The organism is Pseudoalteromonas sp. 2CM36K (assembly GCF_023161865.1).
Lineage (GTDB): Bacteria > Pseudomonadota > Gammaproteobacteria > Enterobacterales > Alteromonadaceae > Pseudoalteromonas > Pseudoalteromonas tetraodonis.
Window position 1 is genome coordinate 1 of the sequence record NZ_JALNTK010000002.1, and the last position, 17,805, is coordinate 17,805.

The following is a 17,805-nucleotide window of genomic DNA, read 5'->3' on the forward strand; positions in this document are numbered from 1 at the left end:
ACTATGATAATTTAAACGAGTCAGGTAAAGTGGCCTGACTTAAACAAACTGGTCTCCGATGAACTCGGGGCGATTCACTTTGTTTACACCCGTATACATCAGAGGTATTTTAGAATGGCTATTCTAAGCATCCGAATTGACGATAAATTAAAAGAGTCTTTAAGTAGTGAGGCGCAAAAGGAAGGTATTTCTTTATCTGAATATGTGAAGAAATCACTGGAAATTAAGAGCGTTGATACTCATATACTAGCAACAGAGAAAAACTTAAAAAGCTCTGTTGATAGTATTAAAGATTTAGCGCTCGTCTCTCAGGAGACTGTACACGAAGTTGAACTAAATATTCAGCGGCTAAATGAATCGCTTAAAAATGCAAATCACTTAAAAGAAATCAAAAAATTGAAATGGATATTGATTTCTATATCCCTCATCTTTGTATCAATCTCGATCCCAATATTTCACTTTAATATTGCTTATTTCAAAACCTTCTTTTATTAGGCTTTATCCTGAATAATTTAAGGCCTATGAGCCAAGCCTATTAGTAAATATTCCAGTTACCGGAAAGCCTTTGCCGTCCAACACCTCTGTATTAAGCTTTTCACTTTACGATGAATTACCTTCAACAACTTAATTTAAATAAACTTTTTAAAGGCGTTTTCAAAAGACTATAAGTGTATAATTATGGCGCAGGTTTTGCAGTTAATATCACTCATACGATCATACTAAGGAAAAGAACCTATGCGAGTTGATGCAAACGTACATTATTTTAATGGGAACCAGCGTACCAAGCCTTCAACAGAGGCCTCAACGTCATTTTCGGCTGCATTAACAGCAGCACAAACAGACAATGATAAGACTGACAGCAGCACAAAACAGGCGGATTTCACTAGTATGACCCGGCAAGAAATGCGGGACTGGGCCAACACTCAAATCCGCAATGGAGAAATGTCTCTCGATGACGGCAGGCCTTTCATGGCTATGACTATGAAAATACCCGTAAATGGAGGCGAACTGGCAGGTGCACACAGTGATGAAACACGATATAACTTCATTCAAAAAACGCGTGATGGCATCCAAGGCGCACTGTCACGCAATGACGAGACTACTTTGAAGATGTTAGAATCAGCTATGTCTATCATGCAAGACAAAAGTACTGGTGTTAACATTCGTATTTAGAAATATAAAAAGGCCAGAATGTCTGGCCTACTGATCAGTGCCACTTAAATCGAGAATTCACGGCGCGTTGAGAACTTATTGATTTATAATGAAATATGGCACTTAAATTGAGATTTATTAACTAAATTACACTCTAAAAATAATTATGTTTTTTATTAGGTAAATTTCTTAAACAACGAGAAATCGCTTGAAAACATCTATTACAGTAAGTGATTTGAATTGATAATTTGCCTATCTGTTATACGAAAGCTAATCGGTTTACTTCGAGGTAGAGTTTATTTAGGCCGATGCTTTGCGGAGTAGCAACAGCGCATCTTTATTTTTCATTACATAAAGAACTTGTATTCATGGGCAGTTATAGCCGTGGATTGCATCACTCAATAATTACCGGCGGTCTGCTCTGTGCCATAAGCCGACCTTGAGACACATAGAGATTAAGACTGCAAAGATACGAAAGCGGAAGTTAGCTTTGGCCTGTTTAACGACAAATATTCCGACAAAGCAGTCATGACTATTAGTTTATTGTTAAATCTAATCTTTCTTTTCGTTCATCTACTCAATAACCCCACGCTAAACGTGACTTTAGCGTGGGGTTAGAGTTCACAGTAATTTTATCTGGATAGCTCTTTTATTTTTTTCTCTGAAAACCAGCGATATAAAACAGGTAAAACAAATAATGTTAACAGTGTTGCAGTTACCAAGCCGCCAACAATAACACTCGCTAATGGGCGCTGTATTTCTGCACCAACACCATTAGACATTAACATCGGTATCAAACCTAAAGCTGATGTTATAGCAGTCATAAGTACAGGTCTTAATCTTGAAGTAGCGCCTTCAAAAACGGCTTTAGATGCTTCTAGACCGTCTTTAATACGTTGGTTGATACTTTCTACCATAACGACCCCATTCAATACCGCTACACCAAATAAGGTAATAAAGCCAACGGAGCTTGGTACAGACAAGTATTGTCCAGATAAATATAAGGAGAAAACTCCGCCAATTACAGCAAGCGGCACGTTGACCAATATCAGCATAGCTTGACCAACAGAACCAAAGGCAAAGTAAAGTAGTAGTGCGATTAGTGCTAACGATAAAGGTACAACTATAGCTAACCTATTTTGAGCACGTTTTTGACTTTCGAACTGGCCGCCAATCGAAACAGAATAACCTGAAGGTAAGTCAACCTTTTCAGCAATTACCGTTCTGATATCGGCAACCACGCTTCCCATATCTCGATTTTGTACATTTGCTTGGATAACGACTCTTCGTTGTACATCATCGCGTCTAACTTGTGGTGGGCCTGACTCAAATGAGACTGAGGCTACGTCACCCAGCCGCACCCAAGCACCAGTAGGTGATTGAAGCCGAATATCAGCAATAGCTTCTTTGTTACTTCGGTACTCTTCCTCTATGCGAACGTAAATATCATAACGTTCATTACCATTGATTATTTGTCCGGCTTCAACACCACCAATACCATCACGCACAACCTCCATTATGTCACTCACAGACAATCCAAAGCGTGATAGTTCTTGCCTGTTAGGACTTATCACCAATTGCGCTTCACCAGCAATTTGCTCCAATGCAACATCCCTTGCACCTTCAATGTTTTTAATTGCTGTTTCTATTTCTTGACCTTTAGCCGCCAGTACCTCAAGTTCAGGCCCAAACAACTTTATCGCCAACTGAGCCTTAACACCAGATAGTAGCTCATCGACACGAGTCGCAATAGGTTGAGAAAAGTTGAGTAGCAACCCAGGGAATTCTTCTAAAGATCTCTCCATTTTTCCTTGAAGTTCATATCGATTAGATGCACTGGTCCACTCAGAAACAGGCTTCAACCCTATGTAAATTTCGATGTTATTCACAGGCTCTGGGTCTCCACCTATTTCTGCTCGACCAATTCGGCTTAATGCATAGGTTACTTCAGGGAAAGCCATTAGTTTTTCTTCTAGAATTGGTGCCACAGTGAGCGCGGTATCTAAACTGGAAGAAGGTGCAAGCGTTGCTCTTAAGTTTATCGTCCCTTCTTCTAACTCAGGTACAAATTCAGTACCAATTAATGGAACTAATGCAAAGGCAGAGAAAACTAATATAAGTGCGGCTGAAATGACTAATTTGGTGCGTTTTAGTGCGAATGTAAGCCCTTTTCTGTAGAGTTTGTCTAATGGCCTAAGAACAAAGCTTTCCCTCTCTTTTACACCTGACTTAAATAAATAAGTAGCTAAAGCGGGTACAACAAACAACGCAACCACAATAGCAGATATAACAGCTAAAATGATGCTTATTGCCATAGGTTGAAATAACTTTGCCTCAACACCTTCAAAGCTAAATAAAGGCGTAAATACGACTAAAATAATAGAAGCTGCAAAAAATACGGGACGAGCCACTTCTTTACCCGCATTTTGAAGACGTAACTTAATACCATGCTCATCTTGTTCTACATCATGTGGATCAGTATCAGCACTAGGCACTCTTTCTTTTACAGTTTTTAAATGGGTAGAGTCTGGTCTATTTAAATGCTTAAACATGTTTTCAACCATCACGACTGAACCATCAACTAGCATACCAATGGCTACGGCAATGCCACCCAATGACATAAGGTTTGCAGAAATGCCCCACCAAGCCATGATCATTAACGCGATACCAATTGAAATTGGAATAGATATTAGGACAAGGAAGGTTGCACGTATATTCATTAAAAATAGTGCTAATACAATACAGATGAAAATAAATGCTAGTAATAGTGCATCAACTACTGTATCAACGGCTTTTTCAATCAAATCAGCCTGATCATAAAATGGTTCAAAGCGAACACCTTTAGGCAATGCTTGATTAATCAATGGGATTCTTGCATTGATACCATCAATGGTGGCTTTAGTATTAGACCCCATGCGTTTTAAGACAATGCCAGAGACAACTTCACCTAAATTTTCGACTTTACCGTTTTCGGTTTTGCGCGTCATTGTGACAGCACCTTGACGAATTTCACTGCCCATTTCAACTTTAGCAATATCCGAAACCGTCACAACTGTCCCATCAACTGTTTTGACGGGAACTTGTTTGATATTACTAATACCAGCGTCACCACTTTCAAACCAACCTGCACCTCTAATAACAAGCTGCTCTTGCCCACGGTTCATATACCATCCGCCAACATTGGCATTGTTGTTATCTAGGGCACCAACAACGTCTTCTTGCGTTAGGTTATAAGAAAGAAGCTTAGATGGATCTACATTTACTTGGTACTGCCTAACAATACCTCCAAAGGAGAGTACATCAGTAACACCATCGACAGGCATAACGAGTAATTTTACTACCCAATCATTGAGACTCCTGAGTGCCATAGCATCATAGCCTGCATCTTTATCTGAAATAAGAAGGTACTGAAATACTTGGCCTAGCCCTGAGGTGTTTGGCCCCATTTCGGGTGTGCCGACACCTTCTGGTATCAGTTCTTTTGCGGCTTGAAGACGCTCAAATACAAGTTGTCTTGCAAAGTAAATGTCGGTGCCTTCTTTGAAAACAACCGTGACGCCAGACAAGCCTGTTTTAGAAATTGAGCGCACTTGTTCTACATCAGGTAAGGCATACATGACCGCTTCAATGGGGTACGTAATGAGTTGTTCAACTTCTTCAGCAGCTAGTCCTGGCGCTTCAGTATTTACAGCAACTTGAACATTAGTAACATCAGGAAAGGCATCTAAATTTAGTTTTGGTATAACCATAATTGCGCCGACAATTGTGGCAAACAGCGCAATCAAAATCAGGAGTCTATTATTAACAGACCAATCTATTATTTTATTAAACATAGTCTTGCTCCTTAGTGGTTATGCGGATCAAATCCGCCTTTAGCGATTTCAGAAGCAACAAAAAATGCGCCTTTGGTTACAATTCGCGTCCCACTATCAAGGCCAATGATTTCCCTAAAATCACCTAAGGCTCGGCCTAGTTCTACTTCTACAGCTTTAAATTCTCCAGGGTGGTCTTCGACAAATACGGTCCAATCACCATCTGCGCTGCGGATCAATGCTTCTTCTGGCACAGCCATCACTTTCTGCTTTGTGGCAAACTGAAAGTAAACTTTTACAAACATACCTGAATGAAGGTTATCATCAGCATTCTGTACCCCCAATCTAATAATTCTTGTACGAGTTACGGGATCAATTGTATGGGCTTCTTGGATAACTTTGGCATTGTAACTCTGGCCTTCTAATTTAAGTACCGCAGGAGAATCAATTGATAAATTTAGCTTTTTATTTGGAGAAACTTTTGCTTCAACCCATAGTTGTTTTTCATCAGCTAACAACATGACTGAATCCCCAGCATCAACACGTTGCCCTTGGATAAAGTCGTCTTGAAGCACGACACCTTCACGGTGCGCCGTTAATGCATATTGTCCAAATGCTTTAATGTCTTTGTTAGAAATACCATTTATTGCTTTTTCAGTTAACCCTAAAGCAATGAGCTTGCCATAGCTCGCATTGTATGTTGTTTCAGCTTGTAATAATCGACTTTCACTCACCGTCTTATTACCCAGCTTTTTTACACGTTGCCATTCGGTTGAAGCGATTAAATAGTCAGCTTGTGCTTGTGCCATTGCTTCACTAAATAATGTAACTAACTTCTGACCTATTTCTACATACTCGCCAAGCGCTGCATGGCGACTGATAATGACTGACTCTGTACGTGGTGATACCACATAACTTTTATAGCCATTAGCTTTTATTTCGCCAGGTGCATATACGGAGCTAAATTGATATTCAGGCTTAACACTTTCCACTTTAATGTTAGCAAGCGACATCTTCTTTGGATCAATAGTGATACCTTCTTCATGTCCTTCTTCTCCCTCTTTATTACCACCTTCATGGCCGTGCTCGTCATGGTCACCTTTATCTTCTTCATGTCCCTTTTCGTGTTCATGCTCATCTTGATGTTCTTTTTCTTCTTGTTTCGAAACGTTTGTGACAGAACCAGTTCCATCTGACGACTGTGCAAAAGCATCATGATTTGTAGTAAACCCAACTAACAGGCAGCTAATTACTACGGCTAAAAATTTTTTACTAATTACTGTATTCATTTTTGTAACCTATATTTTTAATAAATTTAAGATTTCGTTTTTCGCTACTGAAAAAACAAAGCGCTCAAATCTCAAATTTGGATAACTGACCCATACTTAAAATGAAGGATATTTCTGCAAGCTTGAATTGATTTTCCAAACGTATTCCTGCATGAAGCCCTTCCGCACGTTGATTTAATGCAAGTAAGTAGTCAGAAGTATTAATGTCACCAGCTTCCCAGCGCTTATTTAATAAGTTTTCGCTGCTATCTAATCTGCCTTTTGTCAGTTTTTGCCATTGCTCATAATATTTTTTACTGACAATAAGCGATTCATAATTAGCTTTTGCTTCAAATGACTGCTTTCGATAAACCGACCGAAAGTTAGCCTCTGCTGCAATTGCTTCTGAATAAGCGGCTTTAACAGTATCTGAATAGTTATTTCTGATATTTAAAGGCATTGAGAAAGTCACGCCAATCAAGTCTTCATCTCCACTTTTCCCTGCGTTAACTCCAATGGTTGGATTGGCTTTAGATTCCATAGTGGTTAGTTGAGCTTTAGATTGTTTTATCTTCCATTGCGCTCTAGCGAGTTTAACTTTTGGATGTTCCTCAACCCACTGAGAGTTAAATGAATAGTTTGTTGCTCCAAAAGTAAATGAAAACAAATTGGTAGTATTAGGCGTCCAATCAGGCAATAACTCCTGAACATTTACCTCTGCATTTTTCAAAGCAATTTGCGACTCAGATATTTCACTGAAAACTTGGGACAAGTTTAAATAAACCAGTTCAGCGTCAAGTGGCTCTAAAAGTCCTGCTTTTCGCTTATCTTCAATAATTCCAACGAGCGTTTGTAATTGATTTTCTCTTACTGAAAGTAACTGAGCCACCTTTTTTGCTGCTTGCCAATTAACTATTGCAGTTAAAGCGTTAGCCTTTTTAGAATCGAGTAGAGATAACAATTGTTGCTGGTTTGCATAAACACCAATTTCACCAATGCTTTTATTTGCTGATTGCTTATCCCAAAAATCAATCGTTTGACTGATACCAATAGAATAATTATCAAAATCACCCTCTTTTTCATAGCTTGCTTCAAGCTCTGGGTTATATACGGCTTTAGTTAAGCTCTTGGCTCTATGATTACTTGCATTAAGTAACTCTTTAGCCGCAACAACTTCGGGATCTTTATTTATTTGACTATCTAGCCATGAAATACTTTTCTGTTTGGCATAAGTGGCAACTGAAAAACTCACAGCCATACATAAAGACAGGACTAAACCTGCATTTTTTAAATATATATACATAAAAATTCTTAATTTTAAAATTAATAAACACGAAACCTTTATCCATTATTAAAGGATAAATAGGTCATTAAAAATTAATCTAATTAAGAAATAGGCGGACGAAGTATCGCTTCAAGAAAGGTACTTGTTTGATCAATTTGATAAGGCGTTTTATTGATAATGTTTAGTTTGCCCGTGGTATTTGAATTACTGACTAAAATCCAAGATAAGTGGCTGCCACTGCAATGTCCGCAGTGATGACAATCTTTTTCATTATGCTGCTCATCACCTACATTATCATTTGAGACATTTCGATCATCTGCATGATCATGTTGAGTTTGAAGGTGCTCTATATCTATTTGGTGATTCTCAGATGTTGAGGATGCTACAGCAGTTAACGATTGTAAAACAATCGAAATAACCAAGAGCATTTTTAGTACAACATTAAGGTTCAAAGTTATCACCAGTTAAATATAGTATTTAAAATACTAGCAGAAACTATTTTCTTAAACTAGCTTTTCAATTCAGTTTCCACGCTTTTACATTAAATAATTTTTTATTTGACTCTATAGCCACTATAGATTTTATACTTATTTTAATATTATTACGGAATGTTAAATATGTCAGAAAAATGTAGTGGTCAGTGTCAATCATCTTCTACCAATGAAGATGTAAAAATTGATACACAATTAGATAACTATAGTGGCGCGTTTGTCAGTACATTTAAAGTACCTCAAATGGACTGTCCTTCAGAAGAGAGATTGATTAGGTTAGCACTTGACTCAATTGAGCCTTCAGTTGGGTTGCAATTTGATATTCCTAGCCGTTTAGTCAAGGTTTTTCATGATGAAAATTTAGATGAGATAACAAAAAAATTACAACAACTCAATCTCGGTGCAGAGTTGGCATCAACTAAAGAAAGTTGCAGCACCGAAGCTGCAAAAGCAAAAGATCTAGCCCAAAAAAATGAGATGAAAGAAGCATCAACCCTAAAATGGTTGTTAGCCATTAATGGAGTCATGTTTTTTATAGAAGTAATTGCTGGGTTGATTGCACAGTCTGCTGGCCTAATTGCGGACTCATTAGATATGTTTGCTGATGCTGCTGTGTATGGTTTGGCTATTTATTCGGTAGGTAAAAGTATCAGCATGAAACTTAGAGCGGCACATATATCTGGTGTGCTTCAAGTTATTCTAGCGCTAGGTGCTTTGAGCGAAGTCGTAAGACGCTTTGTTTACGGTAGTGAACCGATCTCTTCTTTAATGATGATATTTGGTGGAATAGCACTAATCGCTAACATTGCTTGTCTATTTTTAATATTTGGTAATAAAGAAGACGGCGCTCATATGAAAGCAAGCTGGATTTTTTCCGCAAATGACGTTATTGCAAATGTTGGGGTAATCTTAGCTGGCTTTTTAGTTACAGTAACAAGCAGCCGTTATCCAGATTTAGTGATTGGTTTGATTATTGCTGTTGTCGTTTTAAACGGTGCTCGCCGTATCTTACAGCTAAAGTATTAAACAAATTCATCATGGCTATTTATTTAAATTTTAAAACCATTAATAGCATCTTTATAGCTAGTTTAAGTCTGCTTCAAACGGCTAAAGGGAAATGAAGTTATGAAAAACAATGCCTACATTCCGCCATTACGATTTCATTGGTTAACTAATTTTTATGACAGCCTCGTTGCTATCACCACGAGAGAAGCATTTTTTAAAAAACTGATTGTAGATAAAGTTGCCAACGTCAAAGGAAACAACCTACTTGATGTTGGATGTGGAACCGGAACGCTAACAAAATTAATAGCTGAAAAATCACCTAAATATACCGTAATAGGCTTAGATGCAGACCAAACCGCTTTAGATATTTCACAGAAAAAAGTTATAGGCAAGGATCTTAATATTTCTTTTAGACAGGGCTTTGGACAAGAAATGCCTTTTAGTGATAATTCCTTTGATATCGTAGTTTCAAGTTTGTTTTTTCATCACTTAAGCCGTTCAACTAAGCGTGCGACATTAACTGAAATTCGTCGGGTACTGAAACCGGGTGGCATTTTATTAATTGCTGACTGGGGAAAGCCGACTTCAATATTTCAACGGATATTGTTCTTTGTCGTTCAGTTATTAGATGGTTTTGAAACTACAAAAGATAATGTAGATGGAGTCCTTCCTTCTTTAGAGGTTGAATCAGGGTTTACTCATGTTTCAGATTTAAACATAGTCCCAACGACTTTGGGAACTATCAGACTGATTGAAGCGAACTAGATAACAATGAACCTAATGCGTCCGTCATATTTTAAACCATATATATCATACGTGATAATGATTTTAATCGCGGTGCAATCTGTGTTTTTTTCGCTAGAAGAGCTTGAAGTAAACTTAATTGAAAGTTCTTTTAATACATCACTAACTGAGTCTATTACCCCGCTAGAATCTCCAGAAACCTCCAATTTATTTGAGGTGAGTAATAGCCAAACTTTAATTGATAATTGTAATTTTTGTTGCTGTTGTCACTTATTTTTAAATGCAGATTATTCTTGTAATATTTTACAAAAAATAGAATATTTCCTTACCTACGCCTTAGTTTCTCCTGAGCTAAAAGGCTATATGTCGGTGCCATTCCGCCCACCTAAATACGCCTAAATTTTATAGAAAATTAAGAAAGGTCAAATGTTAATGACCTAAATATCACATATTAATTTATAGGAAAGTATACATGGCACTTAATACCTGTGAGCATCGCAAGATAGCAATTTTGAGGTGTGTAACACCTCAGCTTAAATATATCGCGTTTCTCGCGTTGTCACTTTTTACATTTAATGTTTATGCCTTTGAAAAGCAGTTAAATCTTCAAGAGGCAATTCAGTGGACGCTTAAACAAAATCCTGAACTCAAAATATTTGATTTCAAACAAACCGCATTAACAGGACAAGAACAAACAGCAAGTTTAAATCCCGCTTATGAACTAGAAGTTGAAGCTGAGAACTTTGCAGGCTCAGGTGAATTTAATGCATTCGACAGTGCTGAATTAACAGTCGCTCTATCTTCGGTTATCGAAATGGGAGATAAACGCTCAGCGCGGATTGGACTTGTTTCAAAATCAAGAGCACTACTCAATGCTGAGAAAGAAGTCTCTGCGCTTAATTTAATGGCTCAAGTCACTGAGAAGTACGTGGAAGTACTTGCAGCCCAACAAAGAGTGATATTGGCAGATAATGCATTGAGCTTAGCACAAGAAACGTTAGAGATTGTATCTCAGCGTAACCGCGCAGGTGCTACTCCTGAGGCTGAAGTGAAACGTTCAAAAGCAGTTATTGCTCAGGCTAACCTCACCCTTCAATCTGAACAAAAGCGCTTGGAATATCTAAAGCTTTCTTTATCAGCTTACTGGGGAGAAACATCAGTGTCATTCTCTAGAGTAACTGGAGATCTGTTTCAGTTTGGCAATGATAGTGATTTTAGTAGTCTCTTTGCGAAATTAGAGAAAAACCCTGCTATTCAAGTTTATGCAAGTGAGCAGCGACTAAAAGAGGCCGAATTACAGTTGGCTAAAACAGAGTCAACGGCCAATATCAAATGGTCTGTTGGTGTTAGGCGCTCTCAAGAAGCCAATGATACGGCACTGGTCGCTGGCTTTAGCTTACCTTTGTTTGCTGAAAAGCGAAATTCTGGTGCAATCGCTAGTGCGCTAGCAGAGCGTGACCAAGTTGCCATAGAGAAAGAGGCGACTAAGTTGAGGTTTAGAAATCACTTACTACGAGCATACTCCAATAGAAAACAAGCCATATTAACAGCTAATTCATTAAAGCAGTCGGTTATCCCAATGCTTGAAGATGCACTGGAAGATACTCAAGACGCCTATCAAAAAGGTCGATATGGATATCTTGATTATGTATCGGCTAGACAAGAGCTGTTAAATGCTCGGCGAACCCTCATTGATGCGGCATCTGCTGCCCTAATTTATGGCGCAGAGATAGAAAAACTAACAAACGAAGCGCTGTCACTCTAAATAAACATCACTTTAAGTTTAATAACAATTTATTGATTCAGTTATTAACTGAATCGTTTAGGAATTCAAAATGAAAAACTATTTACTCGCACTATTGATTTTTATTGGGTATCTATCACCCATTCAAAGTGTTATCGCTAGTGAAGATGAACATGAAGGCGAAGAAGGCATTAGCAAAATAAACAATAACATGGCAAAAAGGCTTGGTGTTGAAACAGCCTATTTAGCTTCAAAAACGTTGAACCAAACTATCCCTGTATACGGCGCTACGACGATAGGCGCTGAACAATTATTTCAAGTTGGCGCTAGATATAACGGCGTTATAAAGACAATTAACTCCACTGTTGGTGATAAGGTAAAAAAAGGAGATCTATTAGCCGTTATTGAATCTAATGAAAGCTTAAATACCTATAAAATAACATCCCCTGTTTCTGGGACTGTTTTACAGAGAAATGGAAATATTGGCGGTATCACGCAAAACACTAGCTTGTTTGAAATCGTCAATTTTGACACCTTGTGGGCTGAATTTAAGGTGTTTACCAGCCAATATAATCAAATCAAAGTCGGTCAACCTGTTGATATTGAGCATGGTGAACAGGCATTCAACTCAACCATCACCAATATAATTCCAGCTAAAGATCAGTCTTATGTTTTAGCACGTGTACGTTTAAATAACACTGAGCTAAACCTAACCTCAGGCCAATTATTAATGGGCAGCGTAAGGATAAACCGATTTGAGGTGGATTTAGCCGTCGAGAAAGTTGCGATACAAGAACTGGGAGGACAATTTGGTGTCTTTGTAAAAGAAGATGAAGAGTACGAGTTTGCGCCACTTGTGCTCGGACGTTCAGACAAAAACTATATCGAGGTCATTGATGGCCTCAGTAAAGACGCTGAATATGTAAACAAAAACAGTTATCTGATAAAAGCGGATATTTTGAAATCTGAAGTAGAAGACGACGATTAGGAGACGCAATATGATTGAATCAATTTTGCGTCTAGCAATAAATAGACGCTATTTAGTATTAAGTCTGCTGATGGTAATCATCGGCGTTGGCATGTGGAGTTATCAAAAACTTCCCATTGATGCTGTTCCAGATATAACAAACGTGCAGGTACAAATAAACACTTCTGCCCCCGGTTATTCACCTTTGGAAGCGGAACAAAGGGTGACCTTTCCTGTAGAAACCGCCTTAGCCGGATTGCCAAAGCTGTCTCACACCCGCTCCCTGTCAAGATATGGATTATCTCAAGTAACCGTTATCTTTGAAGAGGGAACCGATATTTATTTTGCTCGCAACTTAATCAATGCAAGATTAGCTGCGATAAAAGGCGTTATTCCCTCTGGCTTAGAGCCAGAAATGGGTCCTATTTCGACAGGGCTTGGCGAAATATTTATGTATACCGTACAAGCTTCTCCTGACGCTAAAATGCCTAATGGAGAGCCTTATACCGCTATTGCCTTAAGAGAAATACAAGACTGGATCATTAAACCGCAATTGGCTCAAGTTAAAGGCGTCATTGAGGTCAACAGTATCGGCGGCTACAACAAGCAATATCACATAACGCCTAAACCCGAAAAATTACTTTTTCATCAGGTAACCTTTGAAGAAATATCTGATGCATTACGTAAAAACAATGACAACCGTGGCGCAGGTTATATCGAACAAAACGGACAGCAAGTTTTAGTACGCTCCATTGGGCAACTAGCGACAATAGATGAGATCCTCAATGTCATCATCAAAAAGAACGATGGTATTCCTGTAAAAATAAGTGATGTTGCCAATGTTGCTATAGGCAAAGAACTTAGAACAGGGGCTGCTACTCGTAATGGCATTGAGACAGTGCTTGGTACAACCATGATGCTGATTGGTGAGAATTCTCGCACCGTTGCTTTAGAAGTGGAACATAAGCTCAGCGAAATACAAAAATCTCTGCCAAAGGGCATTACCGCAGAGCCTGTTTACGACAGAACAACGTTAGTAGATAAAGCGATTGCAACCGTTACCAAAAACCTCGTTGAAGGTGCGCTTTTAGTTATTGTTGTGTTATTTATTCTACTTGGAAATTTACGTGCAGCTCTCATTACCGCTGCTGTTATCCCTATTTCCATGTTAATGACAATCACAGGTATGGTGCAAGCAGGAGTATCTGCCAATTTAATGAGTCTCGGCGCATTGGACTTTGGCTTGATAGTGGACGGGGCTGTAATCATCGTTGAAAACTCTGTCCGTAGGTTAGCACAGGCCCAACACAACGGTCATAGGCAAGACTTAAGAGAACGCCTAAATACCGTTTTTGAAGCCACTTCAGAAGTGATACGTCCAAGCTTGTTTGGTGTGGCAATTATCACTGTTGTTTACATCCCCATTTTCACGCTAACTGGCGTTGAAGGGAAAATGTTCCACCCTATGGCGGCAACTGTCGTTATGGCGTTAATTTCCGCAATGATCCTTTCAGTTACACTGGTTCCTGCTGCTGTAGCTGTGTTTATGAAAGGTAAAATCAGCGAAAAAGAAAGTGTAGTTATTCGTTCAACCAAGTCTATTTATGAACCATTGTTAAAAATGGCGATGAAATTTCGTTGGATTATTGTCTCATTCTCAACGCTGTTAATGGGGTATAGCCTTTGGTTAGCAACTACGCTTGGGACAGAATTTGTTCCTCAATTAAATGAAGGTGATATTGCACTACAGGCATTAAGAATTCCATCGACTGGCCTAGAGCAATCAGTAGAAATGCAAGAAGTACTTGAGCAACGTATTAAAGCGTTTCCTGAAGTTGATAAAGTATTCTCGCGCATCGGCACACCAGAAGTAGCAACTGACCCAATGCCACCGAGTATTGCTGATATCTTTGTTATTTTAAAACCACGTAAAGATTGGGCCGAACCTTCAAAGCCAAAGAGTGAATTAGTTGAAGAAATGGAAGAGGTACTGAAAAACATTCCGGGCAACAACTATGAATTCACTCAGCCTATTCAAATGCGTTTCAATGAATTGATTTCTGGCGTTAGAGCTGATGTCGGCATCAAAATATTTGGTGATGATTTGGATCGGTTATTACTCACCGCAAAAGATATTCTAAATATAGTGAAAACCGTGGACGGTGCTGCTGATGCCCGAATGGAACAGGTCACAGGTGTTCCATCTTTATCAGTAATTCCTAAACGAGAAGCGCTTGGTAGGTATGGTTTGAGCGTTACCGAACTGCAAGACTGGGTTGCTACTGCAATTGGCGGTGAATCTGCGGGGATCATTTATGAAGGAGACAGACGATTTGAGTTAGTTGTTCGTCTACCGGAGCAAATAAGAACGGATATCGATAGCTTGAAGCATCTGCCGCTTCCACTTGAGAATGGTAACTATGTGCCACTTGAAGAAGTTGCAGAGCTTAAATCTGAGTCTTTACCTGCTCAAATTAGCCGTGAGAGAGGTAAAAGAAGAGTTGTGGTTACCGTCAATGTTCGTGGTAGAGATTTAGGCGGTTTTGTCAAAGAAGTGAAAGCTAAAATTAATCAGGAAGGAGAAATTCCAGCAGGATACTGGCTTGATTATGGCGGAACCTTTGAACAGCTAGAGTCAGCGAGTAAAAGATTAAGCTTAGTTGTGCCGATCACACTAATTGTTATCTTAGGTATTTTGGTTATTGCATTTGGTTCATTAAAAGATGCATTGATCATTTTCAGTGGTGTACCGTTAGCATTAACTGGGGGCGTAATTTCTCTTTATTTAAGAGACATGCCTTTATCTATTTCGGCAGGTGTCGGCTTCATTGCATTGTCAGGTGTTGCCGTATTAAATGGCTTGGTTATGTTGGCTTTTATTCGAGATCTTTGGCATGAAAAAGGCGACCTTTACGTAGCGATCATTGAAGGTGCCATCATTCGTTTAAGACCTATTTTAATGACGGCACTGGTCGCAAGTTTAGGTTTTATTCCAATGGCGTTAAACACTGGAATTGGTGCAGAAGTGCAACGACCACTAGCAACAGTTGTTATCGGCGGTATTGTATCTTCTACAATTTTAACTTTGTTTGTATTGCCTATTTTATATCAATGGGCGCATGGCGCTGAGAGTAGTAAACAGCAATCTGACGAAATTTAAAAACAAAAAAGCAGCTTAATTTATGTTTAAGCTGCTTTTATATTTAATCTTTTTATTTTAATTTTTAAAGTTTAATTCGCATCATCTCGGCAAGTTTCTTTAGGAAACTCAAATTCAATGGTTGTATGAGACAAGCGATAGGCAGAAAGTCTCTTAGCCACTTGTTCCTTAAGTTTAATTAATTCATCAACGTCAGTTTTTTCGACTAATTCTATGTGAGCAGTTAATACGTGACTTTCGCCATCTAACGACCAAAAATGCAGATGATGTACGCCATTAACTTCTGGAAGGTTAGTTAGCGACTGTTTTATACTTTCTTGAGTTTCTTCATCTGGCGCGGCCTGAAGAAACAAGACAATTGTTGATTTCAGATTTTTAAAAACATTGAACAAGATAAACAATGTGAAGCCAATAGATAGTAACGGATCTAAAATGGGCAAATCTACAAATAACAGCACAATAGATACAATAAGCACAGCAACCCAGCCAAGTACGTCTTCAAGCAAGTGCCATGTAAGTACTTTTTCATTTAAGGTTTCTCCAGCTTTTAATTTTAATACAGCATATCCGTTAACGGCAACGCCGAGTATCGCTAGCCCTAACATCCCCTCGACTACAGGCATTTCAGGATTGGACAGCCTTGGAATTGCTTCAAATAAAATCCAAATTGAGCCAATGATTAAAACAATACTGTTTATCAATGCGCCAAAGAGTGTAAGTCTACGATAACCATAACTAAACTTATCTGATGCTTCTTTATCTGAAAAACGACTTAAAATCCACGCAAAACCTATTGAAAGACTATCACCAAGATCGTGAACGGCATCTGCCATTATCGCCGTACTGTTAGTGAGCCAACCACCTATAAATTCTATAATAGTGAATGTCACATTAAGGAAAAATGCCCAACCAATACGGTCGTCTTTACCATGCTGATGACTGTGACTATGGTTGTGCATTTTGTACCTCCAGTACTTTTTTATTTCTTATTTTTGATACATTCATATTAATCAAATGTCGGATCACTCGTTGATACAACCAACGTTTTACACCTGATAGATTAGTACCTTTTTCGAGATAGAACTTATCTGGTGAATCATAAAGCCCAAAGTCGTCATGAATACCTTCTTTTTGAATATAGGTATCCTCTCCACGCCAATCCGTACCGGGTGAAGATAAGCACTTTGTTGCAACACCATAACCACAAAACTCATCTTTTGCTTGGCTAAATTTCTGCTGTAGTGAGCTTAAGTATTGCTCATCCAATATAAAGCCCTCTAAGTTTATCCAACGCCCTTCAAAGTAAACTTCTACCCAACTATGAATGATGTATTTAGGTGCTAACCAAAATACATAGCTTGGGATAGCACCTTTTTGTAGTTGCTGATCAATGGTAAAACCATGGAAACGACACTGGATACCTAGTCCACGCAATAGTGCCATTAACAGATTACCCTTAGTATTACATTGTCCATAACCATCTGCTAGCACATCGCTTGCTGAAATATCATCACTCTTGTTATAGCCAAACATTATTTCATCTTTTACAAACTGATAAGCGGCACCAGTTTTGTTGAAATTATCCAAATTTTTCCACCCTCGTTGATCGATCAGGGATTGGATATCTTTGTGTTCAAAATTAACGATATTCGTATTGTTTAAATATTTCTCAGTCATTTTTATATATCCCTTTCGTTGCATACCTATACTATAGATCCTATAGTAACTATAGAGTCAAATGTCTGGGGGAAATTGATGAAAATAGGCGAATTGTCAAAAAAATCGGGCTGTTCAGTACAAACGATTAGATATTATGAAAGAGAAGGATTACTGTTAAATCCAAACCGTTCAGAAGGTAATTTCAGGCTGTATGATAGTAAAGCACTTAAACAATTGGAATTCGTAAAGCATTTTCGCAGCCTAGATATATCACTCAATGATATTAAACGTCTTATCGAATTAAAAAATAAGCCAGAAGAAAGCTGCTCTAGCGTTAATGCATTAATTGATCAGCAACTTGCACTAGTGAATAAACGTATGAAAGAATTAAGGGCGCTTAAAGCTGAATTACAACAGATGGCAAGTGCTTGTGGTTCAGACAATACAATTGAAGCGTGCGGCATCATCAAATCATTGGATAGCTAAACTAAATATAACTTTAGATTAGTAGTATTCAC

15 protein-coding genes are annotated in these 17,805 nt (G+C 38.4%); 9 read left to right on the forward strand and 6 right to left on the reverse strand.

Annotated elements, in window-relative coordinates; genetic code table 11:
- Nucleotides 1-114 precede the first annotated feature (114 nt).
- Entirely contained in the window at nt 115-495 is a 381-nt protein-coding gene (locus tag MTN97_RS01110; RefSeq protein WP_024606317.1) for a hypothetical protein, read from the forward strand.
- Between the two features lie 240 nt (nt 496-735).
- Nucleotides 736-1,173 (forward strand): hypothetical protein, encoded by a 438-nt coding sequence (locus tag MTN97_RS01115; protein WP_013463093.1) that lies wholly within the window; start codon nt 736-738, stop codon nt 1,171-1,173.
- 611 nt (nt 1,174-1,784) lie between these two features.
- Here the strand turns inward: MTN97_RS01115 and MTN97_RS01120 are convergent.
- The 4 genes from MTN97_RS01120 to MTN97_RS01135 form a co-directional block, all read right to left on the reverse strand.
- Nucleotides 1,785-4,985, reverse strand: coding sequence for an efflux RND transporter permease subunit (locus MTN97_RS01120; protein ID WP_248473436.1), 3,201 nt, complete (start codon nt 4,983-4,985; stop codon nt 1,785-1,787).
- Between the two features lie 11 nt (nt 4,986-4,996).
- Nucleotides 4,997-6,253 (reverse strand): efflux RND transporter periplasmic adaptor subunit, encoded by a 1,257-nt coding sequence (locus MTN97_RS01125; protein WP_002962258.1) that lies wholly within the window; start codon nt 6,251-6,253, stop codon nt 4,997-4,999.
- Nucleotides 6,254-6,317: 64 nt separating this feature from the next.
- Nucleotides 6,318-7,535 (reverse strand): TolC family protein, encoded by a 1,218-nt coding sequence (locus MTN97_RS01130; protein ID WP_008468875.1) that lies wholly within the window; start codon nt 7,533-7,535, stop codon nt 6,318-6,320.
- 83 nt (nt 7,536-7,618) lie between these two features.
- Nucleotides 7,619-7,969 carry a hypothetical protein gene (locus MTN97_RS01135; protein WP_028835965.1) on the reverse strand — a complete coding sequence of 117 codons (351 nt, stop codon included), beginning with the start codon at nt 7,967-7,969 and terminating at the stop codon, nt 7,619-7,621.
- Nucleotides 7,970-8,134: 165 nt separating this feature from the next.
- Here MTN97_RS01135 and MTN97_RS01140 point away from each other — a divergent pair, with 165 nt between their 5' ends.
- The 6 genes from MTN97_RS01140 (at nt 8,135) to MTN97_RS01165 (ending at nt 15,628) form a co-directional block, all read left to right on the forward strand.
- Nucleotides 8,135-9,034, forward strand: a complete 900-nt coding sequence (locus MTN97_RS01140) for a cation transporter (protein WP_029771720.1) — start codon at nt 8,135-8,137, stop codon at nt 9,032-9,034.
- A gap of 99 nt (nt 9,035-9,133) precedes the next feature.
- A complete protein-coding gene (locus MTN97_RS01145) occupies nt 9,134-9,778 on the forward strand; it encodes a class I SAM-dependent methyltransferase (protein ID WP_008109690.1) in 645 nt (214 codons plus the stop codon).
- An 81-nt stretch (nt 9,779-9,859) separates the two neighbouring features.
- On the forward strand, nt 9,860-10,156 hold the full coding sequence (locus tag MTN97_RS01150) for a hypothetical protein (RefSeq protein ID WP_223230508.1): 297 nt from the start codon (nt 9,860-9,862) through the stop codon (nt 10,154-10,156).
- Nucleotides 10,157-10,229: 73 nt separating this feature from the next.
- Nucleotides 10,230-11,522 (forward strand): TolC family protein, encoded by a 1,293-nt coding sequence (locus MTN97_RS01155; protein ID WP_008109686.1) that lies wholly within the window; start codon nt 10,230-10,232, stop codon nt 11,520-11,522.
- A 70-nt stretch (nt 11,523-11,592) separates the two neighbouring features.
- Nucleotides 11,593-12,489, forward strand: a complete 897-nt coding sequence (locus tag MTN97_RS01160) for an efflux RND transporter periplasmic adaptor subunit (RefSeq protein ID WP_029771722.1) — start codon at nt 11,593-11,595, stop codon at nt 12,487-12,489.
- Between the two features lie 10 nt (nt 12,490-12,499).
- Complete coding sequence (locus MTN97_RS01165) at nt 12,500-15,628, forward strand: efflux RND transporter permease subunit (RefSeq protein ID WP_024602003.1); 3,129 nt, start codon at nt 12,500-12,502, stop codon at nt 15,626-15,628.
- 71 nt (nt 15,629-15,699) lie between these two features.
- On the opposite strand, the gene MTN97_RS01170 is transcribed toward MTN97_RS01165, so the two are convergent.
- Nucleotides 15,700-16,587, reverse strand: a complete 888-nt coding sequence (locus MTN97_RS01170) for a cation diffusion facilitator family transporter (protein ID WP_029771724.1) — start codon at nt 16,585-16,587, stop codon at nt 15,700-15,702.
- Entirely contained in the window at nt 16,574-17,305 is a 732-nt protein-coding gene (locus tag MTN97_RS01175; RefSeq protein ID WP_029771726.1) for a transglutaminase family protein, read from the reverse strand. The genes MTN97_RS01170 and MTN97_RS01175 overlap by 14 nt, the downstream gene beginning before the upstream one ends.
- Nucleotides 17,306-17,383: 78 nt before the next feature.
- Here MTN97_RS01175 and cadR point away from each other — a divergent pair, with 78 nt between their 5' ends.
- Nucleotides 17,384-17,773, forward strand: a complete 390-nt coding sequence (gene cadR, locus MTN97_RS01180) for a Cd(II)/Pb(II)-responsive transcriptional regulator (RefSeq protein WP_096041309.1) — start codon at nt 17,384-17,386, stop codon at nt 17,771-17,773.
- Nucleotides 17,774-17,805: the final 32 nt, after the last annotated feature.

Bases quoted from the DNA above. Each gene is read 5' to 3' on its own strand.
- MTN97_RS01110 (WP_024606317.1), top strand. From the start codon at position 115: ATGGCTATTCTAAGCATCCGAATTGACGATAAATTAAAAGAGTCTTTA.
- MTN97_RS01115 (WP_013463093.1), top strand. From the start codon at position 736: ATGCGAGTTGATGCAAACGTACATTATTTTAATGGGAACCAGCGTACC.
- MTN97_RS01120 (WP_248473436.1), bottom strand. From the start codon at position 4,985: ATGTTTAATAAAATAATAGATTGGTCTGTTAATAATAGACTCCTGATT.
- MTN97_RS01125 (WP_002962258.1), bottom strand. From the start codon at position 6,253: ATGAATACAGTAATTAGTAAAAAATTTTTAGCCGTAGTAATTAGCTGC.
- MTN97_RS01130 (WP_008468875.1), bottom strand. From the start codon at position 7,535: ATGTATATATATTTAAAAAATGCAGGTTTAGTCCTGTCTTTATGTATG.
- MTN97_RS01140 (WP_029771720.1), top strand. From the start codon at position 8,135: ATGTCAGAAAAATGTAGTGGTCAGTGTCAATCATCTTCTACCAATGAA.
- MTN97_RS01145 (WP_008109690.1), top strand. From the start codon at position 9,134: ATGAAAAACAATGCCTACATTCCGCCATTACGATTTCATTGGTTAACT.
- MTN97_RS01155 (WP_008109686.1), top strand. From the start codon at position 10,230: ATGGCACTTAATACCTGTGAGCATCGCAAGATAGCAATTTTGAGGTGT.
- MTN97_RS01160 (WP_029771722.1), top strand. From the start codon at position 11,593: ATGAAAAACTATTTACTCGCACTATTGATTTTTATTGGGTATCTATCA.
- MTN97_RS01165 (WP_024602003.1), top strand. From the start codon at position 12,500: ATGATTGAATCAATTTTGCGTCTAGCAATAAATAGACGCTATTTAGTA.
- MTN97_RS01170 (WP_029771724.1), bottom strand. From the start codon at position 16,587: ATGCACAACCATAGTCACAGTCATCAGCATGGTAAAGACGACCGTATT.
- MTN97_RS01175 (WP_029771726.1), bottom strand. From the start codon at position 17,305: ATGACTGAGAAATATTTAAACAATACGAATATCGTTAATTTTGAACAC.
- cadR (WP_096041309.1), top strand. From the start codon at position 17,384: ATGAAAATAGGCGAATTGTCAAAAAAATCGGGCTGTTCAGTACAAACG.